The 17,435-nt window shown below is 68.7% G+C and carries 20 protein-coding genes and 2 pseudogenes; 13 read left to right on the top strand and 9 right to left on the bottom strand.

Features of this window, described 5'->3' with window-relative positions:
• Positions 1-56 precede the first annotated feature (56 nt).
• A complete protein-coding gene (locus tag ACZ4YL_RS19460; protein ID WP_468117832.1) occupies positions 57-986 on the bottom strand; it encodes a helix-turn-helix transcriptional regulator in 930 nt (309 codons plus the stop codon).
• A 56-nt stretch (positions 987-1,042) separates the two neighbouring features.
• Between ACZ4YL_RS19460 and ACZ4YL_RS19455 the strand changes: the two genes are divergently transcribed.
• From ACZ4YL_RS19455 to ACZ4YL_RS19430, 6 genes and pseudogenes are all read left to right on the top strand, one after another.
• Positions 1,043-1,510, top strand: a complete 468-nt coding sequence (locus ACZ4YL_RS19455) for a hypothetical protein (protein WP_468117830.1) — start codon at positions 1,043-1,045, stop codon at positions 1,508-1,510.
• Complete coding sequence (locus ACZ4YL_RS19450; protein WP_468117829.1) at positions 1,507-2,127, top strand: NIPSNAP family protein; 621 nt, start codon at positions 1,507-1,509, stop codon at positions 2,125-2,127. Before ACZ4YL_RS19455 ends, ACZ4YL_RS19450 begins: the two co-directional genes overlap by 4 nt.
• Before the next feature lie 648 nt (positions 2,128-2,775).
• The gene (locus ACZ4YL_RS19445) at positions 2,776-3,324 is read left to right on the top strand and encodes a hypothetical protein (RefSeq protein WP_468117828.1); all 549 of its coding nucleotides are present in this window, start codon (positions 2,776-2,778) and stop codon (positions 3,322-3,324) included.
• Between the two features lie 221 nt (positions 3,325-3,545).
• Positions 3,546-4,280, top strand: coding sequence for a hypothetical protein (locus ACZ4YL_RS19440; protein ID WP_468117826.1), 735 nt, complete (start codon positions 3,546-3,548; stop codon positions 4,278-4,280).
• A gap of 44 nt (positions 4,281-4,324) precedes the next feature.
• On the top strand, positions 4,325-4,486 hold the full coding sequence (locus ACZ4YL_RS19435) for a transposase (protein WP_468117824.1): 162 nt from the start codon (positions 4,325-4,327) through the stop codon (positions 4,484-4,486).
• Positions 4,470-4,616: pseudogene (locus tag ACZ4YL_RS19430) on the top strand (IS5/IS1182 family transposase); the annotation flags it as partial. The gene ACZ4YL_RS19435 and the pseudogene ACZ4YL_RS19430, both read left to right, overlap by 17 nt.
• A 121-nt stretch (positions 4,617-4,737) precedes the next feature.
• On the opposite strand, the gene ACZ4YL_RS19425 reads toward ACZ4YL_RS19430, so the two are convergent.
• Positions 4,738-5,091: a VOC family protein gene (locus tag ACZ4YL_RS19425; RefSeq protein WP_468117822.1), complete on the bottom strand. Its 354-nt coding sequence runs from the start codon at positions 5,089-5,091 to the stop codon at positions 4,738-4,740.
• Positions 5,088-6,269: a Glu/Leu/Phe/Val dehydrogenase dimerization domain-containing protein gene (locus ACZ4YL_RS19420; protein ID WP_468117820.1), complete on the bottom strand. Its 1,182-nt coding sequence runs from the start codon at positions 6,267-6,269 to the stop codon at positions 5,088-5,090. The genes ACZ4YL_RS19425 and ACZ4YL_RS19420 overlap by 4 nt, the downstream gene beginning before the upstream one ends.
• 77 nt (positions 6,270-6,346) lie before the next feature.
• Here ACZ4YL_RS19420 and ACZ4YL_RS19415 point away from each other — a divergent pair, with 77 nt between their 5' ends.
• The 3 genes from ACZ4YL_RS19415 (at position 6,347) to ACZ4YL_RS19405 (ending at position 8,194) form a co-directional block, all read left to right on the top strand.
• Complete coding sequence (locus tag ACZ4YL_RS19415) at positions 6,347-6,805, top strand: Lrp/AsnC family transcriptional regulator (protein WP_468117819.1); 459 nt, start codon at positions 6,347-6,349, stop codon at positions 6,803-6,805.
• 295 nt (positions 6,806-7,100) lie between these two features.
• Positions 7,101-7,880 carry a MerR family transcriptional regulator gene (locus tag ACZ4YL_RS19410; protein WP_468117818.1) on the top strand — a complete coding sequence of 260 codons (780 nt, stop codon included), beginning with the start codon at positions 7,101-7,103 and terminating at the stop codon, positions 7,878-7,880.
• 50 nt (positions 7,881-7,930) lie between these two features.
• Positions 7,931-8,194 carry a hypothetical protein gene (locus ACZ4YL_RS19405; protein ID WP_468117816.1) on the top strand — a complete coding sequence of 88 codons (264 nt, stop codon included), beginning with the start codon at positions 7,931-7,933 and terminating at the stop codon, positions 8,192-8,194.
• A gap of 178 nt (positions 8,195-8,372) precedes the next feature.
• On the opposite strand, the gene ACZ4YL_RS19400 is transcribed toward ACZ4YL_RS19405, so the two are convergent.
• The 5 genes from ACZ4YL_RS19400 to ACZ4YL_RS19380 form a co-directional block, all read right to left on the bottom strand.
• Positions 8,373-9,752, bottom strand: a complete 1,380-nt coding sequence (locus tag ACZ4YL_RS19400) for an MFS transporter (RefSeq protein ID WP_468117815.1) — start codon at positions 9,750-9,752, stop codon at positions 8,373-8,375.
• Positions 9,753-9,866: 114 nt separating this feature from the next.
• Positions 9,867-10,094, bottom strand: a complete 228-nt coding sequence (locus ACZ4YL_RS19395; protein ID WP_468117813.1) for a hypothetical protein — start codon at positions 10,092-10,094, stop codon at positions 9,867-9,869.
• A 37-nt stretch (positions 10,095-10,131) separates the two neighbouring features.
• Positions 10,132-10,347, bottom strand: a complete 216-nt coding sequence (locus ACZ4YL_RS19390) for a hypothetical protein (protein ID WP_468118191.1) — start codon at positions 10,345-10,347, stop codon at positions 10,132-10,134.
• Positions 10,319-11,113 carry a DDE-type integrase/transposase/recombinase gene (locus tag ACZ4YL_RS19385; protein WP_468117812.1) on the bottom strand — a complete coding sequence of 265 codons (795 nt, stop codon included), beginning with the start codon at positions 11,111-11,113 and terminating at the stop codon, positions 10,319-10,321. Before ACZ4YL_RS19385 ends, ACZ4YL_RS19390 begins: the two co-directional genes overlap by 29 nt.
• 103 nt (positions 11,114-11,216) lie before the next feature.
• Positions 11,217-11,732, bottom strand: coding sequence for a hypothetical protein (locus tag ACZ4YL_RS19380; protein ID WP_468118189.1), 516 nt, complete (start codon positions 11,730-11,732; stop codon positions 11,217-11,219).
• 331 nt (positions 11,733-12,063) lie between these two features.
• Here ACZ4YL_RS19380 and ACZ4YL_RS19375 point away from each other — a divergent pair, with 331 nt between their 5' ends.
• The 4 genes and pseudogenes from ACZ4YL_RS19375 (at position 12,064) to ACZ4YL_RS19360 (ending at position 14,657) form a co-directional block, all read left to right on the top strand.
• The gene (locus ACZ4YL_RS19375) at positions 12,064-12,606 is read left to right on the top strand and encodes a hypothetical protein (protein WP_468117811.1); all 543 of its coding nucleotides are present in this window, start codon (positions 12,064-12,066) and stop codon (positions 12,604-12,606) included.
• Between the two features lie 137 nt (positions 12,607-12,743).
• Positions 12,744-13,949, top strand: a pseudogene (locus ACZ4YL_RS19370) (IS110 family transposase).
• Between the two features lie 51 nt (positions 13,950-14,000).
• Positions 14,001-14,306: a hypothetical protein gene (locus ACZ4YL_RS19365; RefSeq protein ID WP_468117810.1), complete on the top strand. Its 306-nt coding sequence runs from the start codon at positions 14,001-14,003 to the stop codon at positions 14,304-14,306.
• A gap of 228 nt (positions 14,307-14,534) precedes the next feature.
• Positions 14,535-14,657: a hypothetical protein gene (locus ACZ4YL_RS19360; protein WP_468117808.1), complete on the top strand. Its 123-nt coding sequence runs from the start codon at positions 14,535-14,537 to the stop codon at positions 14,655-14,657.
• Positions 14,658-15,985: 1,328 nt separating this feature from the next.
• On the opposite strand, the gene ACZ4YL_RS19355 is transcribed toward ACZ4YL_RS19360, so the two are convergent.
• The gene (locus ACZ4YL_RS19355) at positions 15,986-17,287 is read right to left on the bottom strand and encodes a helix-turn-helix transcriptional regulator (RefSeq protein WP_468117806.1); all 1,302 of its coding nucleotides are present in this window, start codon (positions 17,285-17,287) and stop codon (positions 15,986-15,988) included.
• Between the last annotated feature and the right edge of the window lie 148 nt (positions 17,288-17,435).

Here is a 17,435-nt window from a genome sequence, read left to right as displayed (position 1 = left end):
TCTGCATACGCGGTTGCACGCTTGGCCTCGTGGTCGGGAGCCCCCTCTGCCCAGGTTCAACCCTGGTAGCGGGTAACCAGGGTCCGTACGGTCGTGGTGATGCGGTCGCGCAGTTCGGCCGGTTCCACGACCTCGATGTCGGAACCCAGGCTCAGGAACTCTCCGTGGGCGCGGTCGATCGACTCGATGGGCACCCGGGCCTCCGTCCATCCGTCCCCCGTGGGTGTCACGCCGAGGTGGCGGGCGCCCTCCGGGGTAAGCCGCACCAGGGCCTCCCCGGTGTGCAGCCGGGCTCGGAAGTCGGCGAGATGGCTGTTCCAGTGTTCGGCCAGGTCGAACTCTTCCGGAACGTCGAACTGCTCCTCCAGCGGCCGGAATCCGAGGATCTGGTCGACCCGGTAGGTGCGGATTCCGGACGGTCCGCCCGCGACCGAGTACCAGCGGCCGGCTTTGAGTACGAGCCCGTACGGTTCCACCCGCCGCTCGATCTCCTCCGGCGCCCGCCAGCGCCGGTACCTCAGTACCACCGCACGCCGTGCCCACACCGCGGCGGCGACCGAGGCCAGGTGAGGCGTACGGTCGGCATCGCCGTACCAGCCGGGGGCGTCGAGCAGGAAGCATTCCTGGATCCGTCCGGCGTGCTCGCGCAGCCCGGCCGGAAGGGCGGCCCGCAGCTTGAGCTGGGCGGTGGCGAGCGCTTCGCCGAGGCCGAGCTCGGCGGCAGCGCCGGGCAGTGCGGCGAGGAACGCGGCCTGCGCCTCGTCCGGGGTCAGTCCGGTGAGCCGGGTCCGGTAGCCGTCGACCAGCCGGTAGCCGCCCGAGTGTCCGGCCGCACCGTACAGCGGGATACCGGCGGCGCCGAGCGCCTCGACGTCCCGGTAGACCGTACGGACGGAGACCTCCAGTTCCTCGGCCAGCTGCTGAGCCGTCATCCGGCACCGGTTCTGGAGCAGGAGAAGCAGGGTGACCAGCCGGCTCGCGCGCATGCCGCTCAGTATCCACTGACAGTGGATGTCAGGGGAGTGCCCCTAGCGTGCGGCGCATGAACGACTTCGACTTCCTGCACGGCTCCTGGGACGTGGCCAACCGCCGTCTCACCGCACCGCTCGGCTCAGGCCCCGCCACCTGGGTGGAGTTCCCCGGTAACTCGGTGGTCCGGCCGCTGTTCGGGGGCGCCGGCAACATCGACGAGATCACCTTCCCCACGCTCGGCCGCCAGGGCGTGACCCTGCGGCTGTTCGACCGCGAGACGGGGCGCTGGTCGATCCACTGGTCCGACAGCCGGACGGGCCGCCTGGATCCGCCGGTGGCCGGCGGCTTCACCGGCGACCGCGGGGACTTCCACGGCGAGGACACCTACGACGGCCGCCCGATCGGGGTGCACTTCACCTGGTACCGCCTCGGCCCGGGCGCCGCCCGCTGGGAGCAGGAGTTCTCCTGCGACGACGGCCGCACGTGGGAGCTCAACTGGACCATGGACCTCACCCGCACCGGGTGCGCCGGCGCATGAGCATCGTCGAACTCCGGCAGTACACGCTCCTCCCCGGAGCCCGCGAGACGCTGATCGAGCTGTTCGAGCGCGAGTTCGTGACCGGCCAGCAGTCGGTCGGCATCAGCGTCGGCGGCCGGTTCCGCGACCTGGACGACCCGGACCGCTTCGTCTGGCTGCGCGCGTTCCCCGACATGACGCGCCGCCGGCGCTCGCTGGAGGCCTTCTACACCGGCCCGGTCTGGCGGGAGCACCGCGACGCGGCCAACGCCACCATGATCGACAGCGACGACGTCCTGCTGCTGCGCGGCCCGGGCTTCACACCGGGGCCGGGCACCCGTGAGGTGGTCGCGACCGTCTGCCATCCGTCCGGCGCTGCCGCCTTCGACTCGTACGCCGCCCGGCACCTGGGACCGGGGCATGCGCTGCACCGCACCGAGCACGCCGAGAACGACTACCCTCTCCTGCCCGTCCGCACCGGGGAGGACGTCCGGGTCTGGTTCGGCGGGCCGGATTCACCACCCTGGCCGACCCGGCGGCTGCGGCTCGAACCCGTGACGACTCAGCCTCGCGCTTCACGAACGGGTCCGTCCGAAGCATGCTCAGAAAGGAGTGGGACGGCTTCGCGTACCAAGTGATCGGCACCGCCCCCCTCACGGCGGCCCGGGAGTGGGTGAACGGACTCCAGACCGGCCCGGGGTCGGCCGCCGGGCGACCATGCGCGATCTCACCGATAACCGCCTGTACCACCGCGCCCCAATACCGCCGTAGCCGGTGATCCACGGGACACTCCTGCGTGAGGTCCTTTCGTCAACTTCGTCCGGCTGTAGCCCCCGTGGGTCTCGCCGGCTTTCGGCAGAGCGGATCCGTCCCAAGCCACACCGCGGCAGCAACCCGCTCCCCAGAAAGCCCGGTCCGGGCGGTGTGTTCCCCTGGCTCAGGGCCCGGACCGACGGCAGGGGAACGGTCCGCGCCCACGTTGGGCGCGGACGGGGCATCCGTCGCCCACCGCGTACCGAGCCTCCTCCTCCGCTGCCGGTCTGTCTGGCAGCCGCGGTTTCGAACAGTTCGGGCCGGTTCTCCGGCCCCTCCTTCAGGCTGCTGCCGAAGACCTGCTCGACGTGTCACGGCAGGTCATCAAGCACAAGGCGCGACGCATCGACCACTGACTCACAGCAACGCATGCCGTATGCATCGACTCTGGCTGAATGTGCCCCTGGTTCATGCGGGATGGAGACGGAAGCATCCACGCTGTCGATAGAACGTCCACGAGACAGGAGTGACCCATGTTCGCTCGTACGTCACGTATCGCCATTGCAGCAGCTACCACCGTCCTGGCCCTGGGCACGGCCGCCGCCACCGCGAACGCAGCGCCCGCCCCGAGGAACTGCGTGCTCAACGTCGATTCAGGCAGCATGCAGTGCTACGGCACGTTCCGTGAGGCCGTCACCGCTTCGACCAACGGACGGATCGCCGATGCGCCGCTGTCGGCGAGGCACATCGACCAGGAGCTGGCTGACCGTCTCAAGGGCTCCTCGGGCACCACCGGGGCGGAGGCCGTGCAGCTCGGCGTCATTTACACGGACTCGAATTACGGCGGCTCCGCCCTGGTCTTAACCGGCGGCAGCGGCTGCCAGAGCGGCAACGGCCGGGACGCCCAGATCAACCTCGAAGGCACCTGGAACAACTCCGTCAGCTCGCTGACCACGCTGTCTTGCTGGCTGGAGTTGTGGGATGCACCCAACACCTCCGGTGTCCACCAGGAGTACCAGCAGTCGACCTCGTACGTCGGGGACGCGATGAACGACCGGGCGAGTTCGGTCGCCCTGCTGTAGGACACCCGGCACGCGGCGGTGCCCCGTCCCCGCGAATCGAGGGGACGGGGCACCGCCGCGTGCGTACCGGTTCATTCACCGGTATCGTCACCGGTTTTCCTCCCACCGCAGGTGGGAGGCCCCCCGGCGGTCGGCTCCGGGAATGACCGCCAATGCGTGGCCCGGTCCATGCCCACGACCCAGGCTGGATGCTGTCGGAGGGGTGCCGTAGCGTCGGAGGCGTGATCTCCGAGCCGACGGGCCAGGCCGCGGGCCCCTACGATGCCGCCTTCCTGCCGCGGCTTCGGATGTCCTTCCGGGCTGCGCGCGAGCCGGTCGTGGAACCGGTGTCGAAGTTCGGCGGGCAGCCGGTCTGGCTGGACGGACCGGCCTGGCCGGTGCATCCGCGTTCGGGCGAGCCCCTCGTGTTCATCGGCCAGTTCCGGGTGCCGGGGGACGAGGTGCGCCTCGCGTACCTGTTCCTGCACGAGGAGGACATGGACATGGGCGGCACCGCACCGGAGGACGGCGAGGCCGTCGTTCTGGTCCAGCCGGGTGGGCGGATACCGTCCTTCGCGTCGGTCGGTGCCCCCAGCACACGGGGGCGAACCCTGTGGCGGTGGGGTCCGGACGACGAGGAGGTTCCCGTCGAATGGCTGACGGACCTGACTCCGATACCGCCGGAACTCGATGAGGCAGCGAACCAGGCCGCCGCCTGCTCCCGGTACCTGAGGGGTGAGGGTCCAGACGCCGAATTCCCTGAGGAACAGTGGCCCAAGGACTTCCTGGGAGGCGAGGCCATATACCCCAACCACCAGGCCTTCGGCATCGACCCCTCCTGGCTGTTCCTCTGCCAGTTCGAGGATCGGGGTGAGGCGAAGGCGGACCCGTTCTTCCTCAACTTCGGCTACGGAAGCGGCTTCCTCTTCCTCAGCTCCGATCACCTTGAAGGCCGGTTCACGTGGGACTGCAGCTAAGCGCTTCTTTCTGAGCATCAGATCATCTGAGCGTTGGTTGATGCGTGTCGGTGACTGACGCGCGGTGGGCGCGGATCGAGCCGTGGTTGCCGGAGCGGACGCCTCGGCGGGGAGGACGCCGGCGTGATCACCGGCAGGTGATCGACGCGATTGCGTTCAAGTACCGCACGGGCAGAGGCCTTCATCGCTCTCCTTGCCCAGGCTGACGCCGAAGTCGACGTCGACTGGGTCGTCGCTGTCGACTCCACCATCGTCCGCGCTCACCAGACCGCCGCCGGGGCCCGCAAAAAAGGGGGGGCACCGGCGGCTGAGCCGGCCCACCATGCCCTCGGTCAGCGAAGTGATCCGAAGGAAACGCCCTAGCCCGCCTGGCCGAAGACGGCTCCTGGCGTCAGAGTCCACGGCCGGGGCAGGTCCGACGTGTGGTGCCGGCCATCACCAGGCCTCCTGGCGTGGGTCAGTAGTGCTGGACCAGGCAGAATTCGTGCCCTTCGGGGTCGGCCATCACAACGACCACGCCCTCGTCGTAGTCGTGCCGTTCGCCGGTGAACCGACCACCGAGGGCGATGACCTGGGCGATGCCCTGGTCGATCTCGTCGACTCCGACGTCGAGGTGCAGGCGTACCTTGCCGTGCTTCGGCTCGGTCATGGGCTGGAAGTTGAGGCGGGGCTGCGGGTCGCCGGGATGGCCGAGGTAGACCCACCCGGGCCGGGACGGCAGTCGCGGACGGTCCAGCAGCGCGCCCCAAAAGCCCGCGACCCGCTCCACGTCGACGCAGTCGATGGTCATTCCGATCCAGCGGTTCGTCATGTCGTCAGCTCTCCTGCGTTGTCGGGCGGAACGTCGGCGGGTTCGGGCCTATTCAGCCCGGCGGCCTGCGAGGCCAGGGGCAGCACCGCACCGTGAGCCGCGTGCGAGGCTCCCTGGCGAACTCGCTGCCTGGCGAGTACAGCGGCCGCGTCCGCGGGTGTGGTCCGGTGGGTCCGGGCTGTGTGGAAGACGTGCTGGAGCGTGCCGCTGATGCGGGAGAGACGCTCGGTCAGCTGTTCCTCGGATTCCCCGCGCCGTTCGACACCGGTGGCGTGAATGACTCCTCCCGCGCCGACGACGACGTCCGGTGCCCAGAGGACGCCGCGTTCGGCGAGGAGGCGGGCGGTGGCCGGTTCGTCGAGTTGATTGTTGGCCGGGCCGGCGACGGCGGCGCATCGCAGCAGCGGCACCGTGCGGGCGGTCAGCAGACCGCTGAGCGCGGCCGGCACGAGGATGTCGACCTCCGCCGCAAGAGCGTCGTCCGGATCCACCCAGGTCGCGCCCAGCTCCTCGGCCAGGCTGCGTGTGGCCGGGTTGATGTCGGTCACGACGAGTCGCGCGCCGGCACGGTCCAGGAGTCGGGCCACGTGGGCGCCGACCGCGCCGAGGCCGATCACCCCGAAGGTCCGCCCGGCGAGCTCCGGTGAGCCGAAGACCTCGTCGGCCACGGCGCCCAGCGCGGCGAGGGTGCCGCGCGCGGTGTGGAGGGAGGAGTCACCGCTCCCGCCGTCCTGGGCGGGCCGGCAGACGACATGTGTGGTGCGCTCACCGATCACGGACATGTCGGCCGGGCTGCTTCCCACGTCCGGGCCTGCGATGTAGCGGCCGCCGAGCGATTCGATCGCGTCACCGAGGTCGTGGAGCAAGGCCGTACGCTCCGCGCCGGCCGGCCGCGTTGCGGTCGGGAGGGCGACGACCGCTTTCGCGCCTCCGTGGTCAAGACCGGCCAGCGCGTTCTTCTCGGTCATTGCCGCCGCCAGCCGCAACGCGTCCGCGACAGCAGCGCCGGGGTCGGCGTAGTGAGCGATCCGGCACCCGCCGGCGGCCGGGCCGAGCGCCGTCGAGTGGATCGCGACACAGATCGCGAGCCCGCTGCGACGGCCGCGCACGACCTGCACCAACTCGTGTGAAAGATTCGGGATGTTGGGGGACAGGGCTTCCTCAAGTACGGCTGTCATGCCGTGAAGCTAGCCGCCAGGGCAAGGATCACGACCATCAACCGAATGAAATTCGGTACGGCGGCCATAATCGCCGTATGGACGAACTTGATTCGGCGATCATCCGGCATCTGCAGCGCGATGCGCGGCAGACGAACCGCGACCTCGCCCGCACCCTCGGCATCGCCCCGTCGACTTGCCTCGAACGCATCCGCACACTGCGCGCCCGCGGGGTAATCACCGGCTACCACGCCGCGGTCGACCCGGCCGCCCTGAACCGTCACGTCCAGGCGCTCATCCACTTCCAGATCCGCCCCCTCAGCCGGGCGGTCATCGAGGCGTTCAAGACCTATGCCGCCGGCCTGCCCGAGGTCAGCACGGTCTACGTGGTCACCGGCGGCGACGACATGATCGTGCACGTCTCCGTGCCCAGCGTGGACTACCTCCATGGCTTCCTCATGGACAAGTTCACGGAGCGCCGCGAAGTCGTCGGGTTCCGTACCTCTGTGATCTACCAGCACACCCACAATCAGGCGCTCGCACCCCTCACACCTTGACCCGGGCAGGCGCGGCCCTCCTGATGGTCATGGCCCTTGCCGGGAAGGCCGTCGCCCGCCTGTTCTGGCAGACCTCTGCATCTGGCGGAACCGTCGGCCCCGCTGGTGGAGAGCCCGGGTCAGGTCGCGGTTGGCGGCTCGCGGTCGGCGGCGCGGCCCGTGCGGCGTCGAGTCCGTGCCTGTGCGATTGCGAGGATCGTGGGTCTCGGGGTTGAAGTTGCCGTTGCGGCAGCTCCTACCGTCGTGACCAGGGCCGGAAACACCGGCCCGGCGACACACACGTGCAGGAGTCGTGATGGACTGGCCGATTGCTGAGGTGGCCCGGATGTCGGGCGTTACCGCCCGGACACTGCGCCACTACGACGAGACAGGCCTGCTGACGCCGGCCCGGATCGGCGCCAACGGTCACCGCTACTACGAGGAGCGCCAACTCCTGCGGCTGCAACAGATCCTCGTGTTGCGGGCGCTGGGAGTCGGGCTGCCGGAGATCGGCCGGATCCTGTCCGAACAGGTCGACGAGGTGGATGCCCTGCGGGGCCACCACCAGCGCCTCCTCGCGGAACGGGACCGGCTCGACGCCCTGGCCGGCACCGTCTCCCGCACGATCGCCGAACTGGAACAGTCCAGGAAGGACGGCAACCCCATGACCATCAACCGACCGGAGAACCTCTTCGAGGGCGTGACGCCCTCCCAGTACGAGGAGAACATGCGCGACTTCCCCGAACTCGCCGAAGAGGTCGGACGACGCGCCGCCGCGATGAGCCAGGCCGATGCCGACGCCGCACACCGTGAGCGCACCGCGCAGATGATCCGGCTGGCAGAACTCATGGCCGCAGGCCACGGGGCCGACGCCGACCCAGTCCAGGCCGAAATCGACGCCCAGTACCGGGCACTGACCGAACTGCGCACTGTCTCCGCCGAGGACTACCGGGCCATCGGACGCTCCATCGTCGACAACGAGACGTGGCGCGCCGCATACGAGGCCATCGTCCCCGGCCTGGCCGCGTACCAGCGCGACGCCATCGAGGCCTACGCCACCACCCGGTTGCGCCGCGTCACGGCGAGCCAGCGCTGATCGATCCCGAGGACCGGCCGCGGCCGCCTCAACAGGGTGCTGCCGTTCTCATGAACAACGGCTTCCCTCACGAAAGACCGCCGCCCGACGAGCTGAACAATCGCTGTTCGGAAGTCGTGAACAAAGCCACAACCGCACTGGCTGCTGGCGCCGCCAGGGTGTGGGCGCGTGCGCGGGCGGGGCAGGGTCGCAGACGGGATCCGGCCGGCCTGTCGGCAGGGACGCAGGGAGAGGGCGGCGCGCTGGTGGACTGGGACTGGTGGACGGTCGACTTCGGGGACGCGCTGTTGAGCGACGCTGAAGATGAGCATTAGGGTCTGTCTCCGCGATCACCGGCCGGTACTGGGTTTTACTCACTCCTGGCGTTCCAAATCCGTGAGCGAATGGATGTCCCGTCCCCGGAAGCTGCGCATACGAGTTGTCTCTCTGATCTGCAATAAACGGGGGCACGGGGGCATACGAATTGCGTACGGAGGCCCGGGCCGGGGCCGCTCAGGCGGCGGCGGTGACGTCCCGGGAACCCGCGGCCCACCGGACCACGAGCGGCATGGCGAGGCCGGCTGCGACGAACACCGCGCCCATCACGTACCAGCCCGGCGCGCCCCACGTCACACAGAGCAGGCCCAGGAGGCTCGGCGCCACGGCGTAGCACAGGCCCATACCCATACCGAATACGCCGGAGTACTGGCCCTGGGCATGCGCGGGAGCCAGCCGGAACCGAAGCTCGAGGGAGCCGGCCGCATGCCACAGCTCGCCCATCGTGTGCACGGCGACACCTGCCGTCATGACCACCACCGTTGCCCAGCCCGGCATTCCGGACGTCAAGGCGATGATGCCCATGCCGATCAGGAAGGCGACACCCGCCCTGCGTGTGGCACGGCCGGCGTTCTCACCGCCGCTGATGCCGCGGCTGGTGCGGACCTGCAGGAACACCACCATCACGGTGTTGATGGCGATCGAGACACCGATGAACCAGCGCGGCGCGTCCGTGTGCAGGACCACCCACAGCGGAAGGGCAAAGGTCAGCACCTCGCCCTGGATCCACATGAGGCCATCGAGCACCACGAACGCCAAGTACGGCTTGTCCTTGAGTGCGGCCCACCGGTCGGGCTTCGCGTCATCGGGCTGCGGGAGCGGTTCCAGCTTCGGCACGTTGTATATGACGGCCACGGTGGCGAGGAACGTCAGCGCGTCGAAGACGATGAGGGTGCGGTAGGCGAAGGCCGTGTCGATCTGCAGCGCCACGCCGGCGCTCAGCGCACCGAATGTACTGGCCAGGCAGGCCACCGAGCGTAGATACGCACGGAACTTGGGCACCTCGTCGCCGCCGAAACGGCGGATCATCGGGCCGCGGGCCGCGCCGCCGGAAGAACCGGCGAGGTCCGTCACAGCCACCGCCAGCGTGAACGCGACGAATGAGTGCGCGAACAGCAGGGACAGCACGGACACGGTCTGGACCAGGAGCGAGATCAGGAAGATGCCACGTGGGCCGTAACGGTCGGCGAGGTGTCCGACTGGTACGCCGGCCAACAGGCCGACCACCCCCGCGACACTGAGGCCCAGGCCGACTTGGCCGACCGTCAGGCCGATCACCTTCAAGGCGTACAGCGGCACGACTGCGAGGAAGGCCGCGGTACCGAGCTGGTTGACGAAACCGCCGAGCGCGAGTTTCCGCTGCGGAGTGGATTCGAGCAGCAGCCCTCGTCGTACCAGCCAGGACTGGCGTGCCGTAGTGGCGGCGTCCTCAGTAGGTTCGGTGGACGTGGTGGGGGCTTGACTCACCCGGTACTCCCATATTCGTTGGTCATGACGGAATCGGCCTTGGTCGCGGGTCGTGCCCTGGTGAAGGGCGCTGCTGCCGGTCAGGGGCATGGCTCCGAAACCGATGCGGTTGACCTTGAGGTCACCGACCATCCACGTGCTGACGGCCGCTGCCGAGACCGTGCGCGACGTCTTCAGCTCCATCCGATCGGCCATCGCCCAGCCTCAGTTCAAGGCGCGGCGGTCCTGGAGTATGCGCAGGTGACAGGCGTGGCGGGAAGGCGCGAGGCGTTGGGGGAATGTCACAGCGCGACCGGGAATCCTCAATGCGCACTCCGAGTTGTTACTGGTGAAGCGCCCGGCCAGTGGGCGCCCCTTGTCAGGAGTCCCGACCAGCATCGGGTCGACCTCGTAGGTGTTGCCGTGCAGGCTGACCGTCGCGGTCTTCGTCACGGTCCGGAACTCCGACCACAGAAACGCCTCCCGAAGATCAGCGGGGCTGGGCTGCGGCAGCGGCCGGGGAATCGAACCCAGCCACCGTTCGATCGGAGGCTGCCCCGTCTCCGAGTGCACCGTGCGGTGATACCGTCTCCACCCACGCGGTGAAAAGCCTGTTCAGCTCGGCGAGATGCTCAATCTGACCGACACGTTCCTCGTCGAGCTCGACCAGGAACTGGTCACGGACGGTGCGGAAGAACCGTTCGATCTTCCCCCTGCCCTGAGGCCGTCCGGGCTTGGAGTGCGTGAGGCGGATGTCCAGGGACGCGCAGCCACGTGTCCACGAACGCCGACCCGTTGTCGACGTAGATCGACTCCGGGACTCCGCGGGCAGACAGCGCTGGCCGAAGGGCGGCGGCCAGGCGGACGGTGTCCTCGCCGAACCCGAACCGGTGGCCCACGATCGCCCGGCTGTGATCGTCGATGAATGCGAACAAGTACGTCTTGCGGCCGCCGATCTTCGGTCGGTGGAGGGCGTCCCCGGTCCATAGCTCGTTGCCGCGGGTGGCCTCGAACCGGCCGAACACGCTCTTCTCGCCGCTGGCGCCGGTCAGGCCGGCGTCAGCGAAGTGCCGCTGCAGCGTCCGGTCGGTCGGCGACCAGCCCTGCGCGGTCCGCAGGATCCGCTGGATCTGAGCCGCGGTGCGGGCGGGGTTCTCCTTCTTCAGCGCGGCCGCCGGGTCCAGCACCTCGACCGGCGTGCGTGAGGTGACCTGCCGCTGGGCCGGCACCAGCGCGGGAAACCCGCCCGCGCGGTAGTGGCGGGCCCAGCGGTCCAAGGTGCCGCGGGCGACCCGCACCTGTCGGCCGAACGGGTCGGTGTGCTCCTTCGCGGCCAGCTCGCGGGCGAGCTTCCCGCGCCGGCGTGTCGTGAGCTTCGTGTCGATCACGTCCTGGATCAGGCCGTAGCGGAACAGGCCCACCTGCCGGGCCCGCTCCGCCCGCCGACGGTCCTCGTCCTCACTCGGTGACATAGGCAACCCACCTCGCGTCTCGAACAAACCCCGCCGCTTCGCCGGCGGACACGATCAAGACTTCCGGCACCCTCCGATCCCGCCCAGGGGCGGCCCGTGTTGATCAAATAGCGGAAGAAGGCGAGGTCAGCAGCCTGCCGCCTATCGCCCTCCCGGCGAACTCCCACCGCGACACCGTGAGCATCTGAGGCCACTTCGTCGCGGCCGCCCGATCGGCGGCCGCGACCGCCGAAACGGCATCAGCGAACGTCGACGGCGCCGCATCCGGCATCACCGGGTCGTCCGCGAGCGCGACGAGTGCGACGGTGAAGTGGCGGCGCACGACCTCCGCCCGCCCGGCGAACGCCCGCAGCCACCCACGGACCGTGCCCTCGGCCAAGCCAAGGTGGGCGGCGACTCGGCGGTGCCCCATGCCCAGGGCAGCTATCTCCAGCCCGGCCCCGATCACCACGGCCGCATCCGCCCGCCGCGGCCAGAGTGCCTCCGCCAGAAGCACGTGCGTCACCTTGCAGCCCGAGCAGCGCGTACGACGTGGCCGCAAAAACAGCCGGGCTCCCAGATCACCCCGGATCTCCCGAGGCCGGGCGTGTCCCCACGGCGTCAGGACCGAGGAACACAGCGGACATTAAAGTTGGCCGGCCCGAAGCTGTCGCTCGACCAACAGCACGTCCGAGTCCACGATCAGCACCGACAGCCTCCGCGGCCAAGATGTGCTCGGCTCCGAGCGCGGACGAAGTACCGCCAGCCTGCCCAAACACGAAAGGATCATGTAGCCCGAGGCCCGCCCGCGTGCACGCGCCACGGCCTCGCCCAAGGGAAGTCAGATTGCGTAGCGGCCGCTGGTCATTCCCAATGACCAGCGGCCGGACGGCTGTTAGAAAGGGCAACACAGATCGCAAGGTCCGGCCCAGAGATCAGGCGGCGGCCGGGAACCGTCAAAGAAGGGGCCCATGCGTACAAAAGGCCGGAAGGTGCTGCGCCGGAAGTCCTTCGTCGCCCTGTCGCTTCTGTTCACCACGCTGCTTGGGATGTTCGCGCTGCGGGCCTGGGTGAGCATGGCCGACGGCGGGCCTGACACGGACGCACTCACGGTCATGGCTGCGATGCTGGGCGGGATCGCGTTCATCCGGCGGATAACCGGATCCCGCGTAGTGCTCGGCGAAAAGGTGCTGTCTGTGGTGAATCCCGTGTTCACCCATGACATTCCCTACCGATACGTGGCCAACGTGGCAGCTGACAGCGGCGGGAACTTGATCATCACCACATCGCAAGCTGTCGAGATCGGGGCCTTCGGGTTCACGGGGTCGATCACCGATCACTTCGTCGGCTCCATCGACCGGACCGTTGCCCAGATCAAAGCCGCGCTCACGGAACAGGGAGACTTGCGGGGCGACTCCCGTACAGTCCGGCGCTACACCTGGGCGTGGGTAGCCGACGGCTGCACCGTGGGGATGCTCGTCTGCATTGCTCTCGCCGGCACCATCGGCGGCTGACTGGATCTGACCAAGCGACGCCAGCCCCTACACGGTTTGCAGATGACCGTGTACAGGGACACGTCGACGACGCCGTTCGTGTTCACCGTGTCGTCGCACACGAAGAGACGACCGGGACCCAGACGCGACCACAGCCCGTGTGCAACGGGAGTGTCGCCGTCACCCCGCCTCATCACCACGCTGAGAGTCGTCTAACAGCGGAGGGACGCCACGACGTTGCGCTCGTCTACGACACCGGCAAGCTGCTGGCCAAGTGCCTGATCAACGAAGACCTGTACGGCTACCGGCTGCTGCTGGACCTGCTGGACCTGGTGGCTGAGCACGGCGATACGGCGGGGTCGCCGATCCCGGTGGCATTGATGCCAGTCGCGGCCTTCTGGTCGCCACGCTGAGGCAGGGCCCCCGGAAGATCTACGCGGTCAACCCGATGGCTGCCTCCGGCTACCGCGACCGCCACGGAGCCAGCCGCAAGAAGTCGGACCCGGGCGACGCCCTGGTCCTGGCGAACATCATCCGCACCGATGCGCCGGTGCACCGCCCGCTGCCCGCCGACACCGATCTGGCCCAGGCGGTCGCTGTCCTGGCCCGCGCACAGCAGGACGCCGTCTGGAACCGGCAGCAGGTCGCCAATCAGCTGCGGTCCCTGCTGAGGGAGTACTTCCCGGCGATGATCGAGGCGTTCAGGGACAAGGCGGGAACCCTGACCCGCCCTGACGCGCGCCGCATCCTTGCCGTCGCGCCCACACCTGCTCTGGCCGCCAAGCTGCAGATGTGGAAGCTGACCGCCATGCTCCGGCGAGCCGGCCGCCGCCGGGGCATCGAAACGGACGCGGAACGAATCCAGCAGCTCTTCCGCGAGGAAGCCCCGCGGCAGCTGCCTCTCGTTGAGGAGGCCATGGGCAAGCAGGCGCTGGCCCTGCTGCTGCAGCTGGACGCGGCCTGTCAGGCGGTCGATGGCCCGGCCCGTGCCACCGAGGAGGCCTTTCGGTCGCACCCGGACGTGGCGATCATGCTGAGCTTCCCCGAGATCGGTCCCCGGGGCGGTGCCCGCATTCTGGGCGAGATCGGCGACGACAGGACCCGGTTCGCCACGGCTGGAGGGCTGAAGGCGTACGCGGGCGGGGCCCCGATCACGCGGGCCTCCGGGAAACGCCGCTACGTCGGACGCCGGTTCGTCAAGAACAACCGGCTCAACCACGTCGGCCACCTGTGGCCTTCGCCTCCCTCAGTGGTTCATCCGGATGCTCGGCCAGCTCCATCACTGCCTCCTCGCACGCATCCCATTCGAAGAAGTGATCGCCTTCCCGCCGGAGCTTCAGCCAGCAGGAACAGCTACCGCGTGAACAGGACGTGGCGGCTTGTTCAGGGGCGGCAGGGGAGACGATCATTCGGTCATGAGACCCGAAGTGCAGACGTTCGTCGCCGACGGACCGCTTCCCGACTGGGACGCGAGCGAGGAAGAGATCGACCGGCGTGAACGCCAGCTGACGGCGATCTCCCGCCCTGTCACATCTGAAGAGGCCGCTGCCCTGGCCACCTGCTTCGGCCCCGACGACTGCTACGGCGTCGCCTGGACGCTCGTGCACCTGATCGAAACGGCTCCCGGCCCGATGGCGCAGCTGGAGGATCAGGGTTCCGAGGCGGGCGACTGGGCCCAGAGTCTGCGGGCTCGATGGGCCAGCGAAGGACCCACGGCTTGACGGCTTGACTGCATGAGGTGTCTTTCCCGCGCGGTAGCCGAGGGGAAGAGGGTCCAGGTGCGAGGTCCGGCGCGGCGAGCGAGAGGGCCGGTCGCGCGGCCCCCGTCGCGGCCTCTGCTGGCCAGGGCCGCACCCCTTGCCTCCGAACGTACTCGCCACCTGGAGGCCGTCGTCAGCCGGTCATGCCGAGTGTGTTCTCGGGGCTGCAGTAGGGGACGCCGCGCCTGCGTGGTGAACAGCGGGTTCGGCTTCGGCCCCAGCGCCCGCTACGACGAGGACACCTACACCGAGAACGCCACCATCACCTGGGCCGAACTGACCGCCACACAGGCCCGATTACCCTCCGCCTGATCGGTCGCCTTCTGCGCGCGCTCGGTGTCGAGCAGCAATTCGATGAGCCGCTCACGGACCCGGCGCCGGAGCAGCCGCCCTGACCACGGCACCGGAACGGCCCCGGGACCTCGTCCTGGGGCCGTTCCACATGCCTCGCGGGCTGTTGCGTCGGCGCGTGTATGCGAGGTGATACGCCCTGGGCTGCGGATGATTTAGGCGTAGTACGTGTAGATGCCCTGGTTGCCTATCCGGTGATTTGCGCTTGCGCACCACACCACCGAAGTCGACCCTGACCAGACAACCGGCCCATAGTGAGTGTACTTATTTCCGTTGATCTCATGACATTCGGCGTAAGCCCGAAAGCGATCTGCTCCGTTGTTACTGGTGCAAGTCTTCTTTATGCCCGGGTGCCCCGCGCTGCCGACCAGCCAAGTGGTGGTGCAGTCGAATCCGGCGGCTGATGCGGTGGGAGCGAAGGTGAGTAGTCCGCTGGCCGCAATGGCAATGGATGCGCATACAGCCCCGATTCGGCGGCGAATTTGCATTTGGTCTCTCCACGCTCTACTGGGCAACGTCCCGGGGAATCCTGGGACAGTTGTAATCCTGGCAGGTGTCAACGTGAGCAGGACTGCACTATTCGGCCGAGTGGTCCGTCCCTTTTGGCCACGTTGCAACACCTGAGTCAAATTGAGACAAGTGTTCTGTCAAGGTGCGACGCACTTATACGCGCCGGGGAAATGAGAAGGTCTGCCACCGCCGGCTCGCCCTGACTGCGAGACCCGGTCCTGCCCCGGGGCAGGACCGGGTGTTTAGGTGGGCCGGATCGCTCGGGTGGGCCGACCGGCGGCCGCGAACTGCCGCCGCCGACACGACGACTTCCCGGCCCCTACCGGCGGCACGCCGTCGAGCCCCGACCGAGTCCGCAGTCGTCGCCTGGCTGCTGGCCCACGGCAAGATCGCCGTACCCGCGAAGGTGCCGGCCGCCTCCCTCGTCGTGGCCGACACCGCAGGCCGCACACGCCGGTGCTTCTGCACGGCGGTCCAGGCCCCTCTCGCACGCGCCTGACAGCTCCATCGCGTGTCGGAATGGCCGTTGGGAGGGTGCGTTCGCGATCGATGAGGATCTCTTGGCGGAGGCCCGAGGCTCCCTGGAACCGTCCGAGACCGTACTGCGCGCTGGCGAGGTTCAATGACTGGAATGCCGGCGACCTTCCGTCAGCCCGCTGCAACACCCGTCAGGAGGTGCTGCCCCGATCCGTCGTCGGCGTGAATGGGCTCGCTGGTGATCGATGCATCTTCCTGATCAGGGTTGCATCGAACGATTTACAGTCGGCGTCGCCGTTTCGTCACGCGGGTGGCGGGTTTCGTGGCAGATGCGAGGTGCTGGCCATGCCGGTTGGTGGTTCCGGGGATCGGCTTGTGCGTTCCCGGTAGGCACGGGAGCGGCATTTGGGGGAGCAGTAGCGGGCCGGTCGCCCGCTGGTCTGGCCGTGGGGCCGAGTGGGCAGGGCTTCACCACAGGCAGGGCACGCCTGTGCGGACCCGGTCCGGGGGGTGTCCGGGAACGGCTGGACGGCTTCCACGGGTGGTGTGGGTGCTGGGTGGTGGGTCATGCCTTGGCGTTCGGCGATGACTCCTGCTTCGAACCGGCTGTGCGCGCCGAGAGTGTCGAGGAGTTCAGAGACGTGGCGACGGCACGTGCGGAGCGAGATGCCGAGGCGGCGGGCGATGGTGTCGTCTTTGAGGCCTTTGGCAAGCATGACGAGGATGGCCTGCCTCATGGTCTGGGACACGGCTTGTGTGGCGTGGGGACCGGTGGCATAGGGGGTGGCGTTGGCCCAGTCGCGTTCGAAGACGTCCAGGAGGTAGGCGAGGAGGTCGGGTTCGCGGATGATCAGCGCGCCGCCAGAGCGGGACGGGAGAAGGGCTAAGGCCTGGTCCACGACGATCATCTGGGGCAGGACTTCGGGCAAAGTGCGGATCTCGGCGCCGGCGGCGACGAGGTGTTCGGCGTGCGTACGGGTGGGTTGGTCGAAGCGCGTGGCGTGCTGGTAGAGGCTGCGCATGCGGATACCGCGCCGGAGGAGGGCCAGATCGCGGGGCAGGGCTTCGCGGAGGGCTGCGGGCGGGAAGGCGCCACCGTGTTTGGAAACCAGGACTTCGCTGTGACACGCGTCGATGACGTCGGTGAGCAGTGTGCGGACAGCGAACTTGTCCGGCAGGTGGTCGATGGTGCCCTGAGGGAAGGCATGCTGGCGCGCCTGGAGGTACACGGGCATGAGGGCTGCGAGCCCGTCGTGTTGGTCCTGCATCTGCCGACGCTGGCTACGCAGGGCTTCTTCCTTGGCGCGCAGAGCTGCGTCGCGGTCGGACAGCAGTTGACTCGCGGCGGCCTGCGGACTCACCGGCTGCCAACGCACGCCGGGACGCCCGGGATCGGCGGGGAGTTCCTGGAGGAGACAGGCGTCAAGGAGGGAGTTCAGCGCCTGGTGACCGTCATCGTCGCTGATCCCGGTCTCGGCGACGGCCCGGGACAGGGTGGCGGGGGTGATGCCTCCGTGGACGACGGTCCACCGGTAGAGCAGGACGGCAGCACTGCCTACTCCGGGTATGTCCGCCGCTCCGGTGGCATGTGGCGAATTGCCCATGGGACCCCTCCTAAAAGTGCATGGCACACAGATGATCCCTCGCGGGGCTGCCGTGGACGGCGGCGGGTCGGCACAGTGGTGATCACAGCCGAGACATGCGGCGGGTGCACTAGACCGGCGAACTGACCGTCGCCGAACCACAGCAGGA

This window comes from Streptomyces sp. NPDC030021, from assembly GCF_055574035.1.
This window is presented reverse-complemented; position numbering and strand designations above follow the sequence as displayed.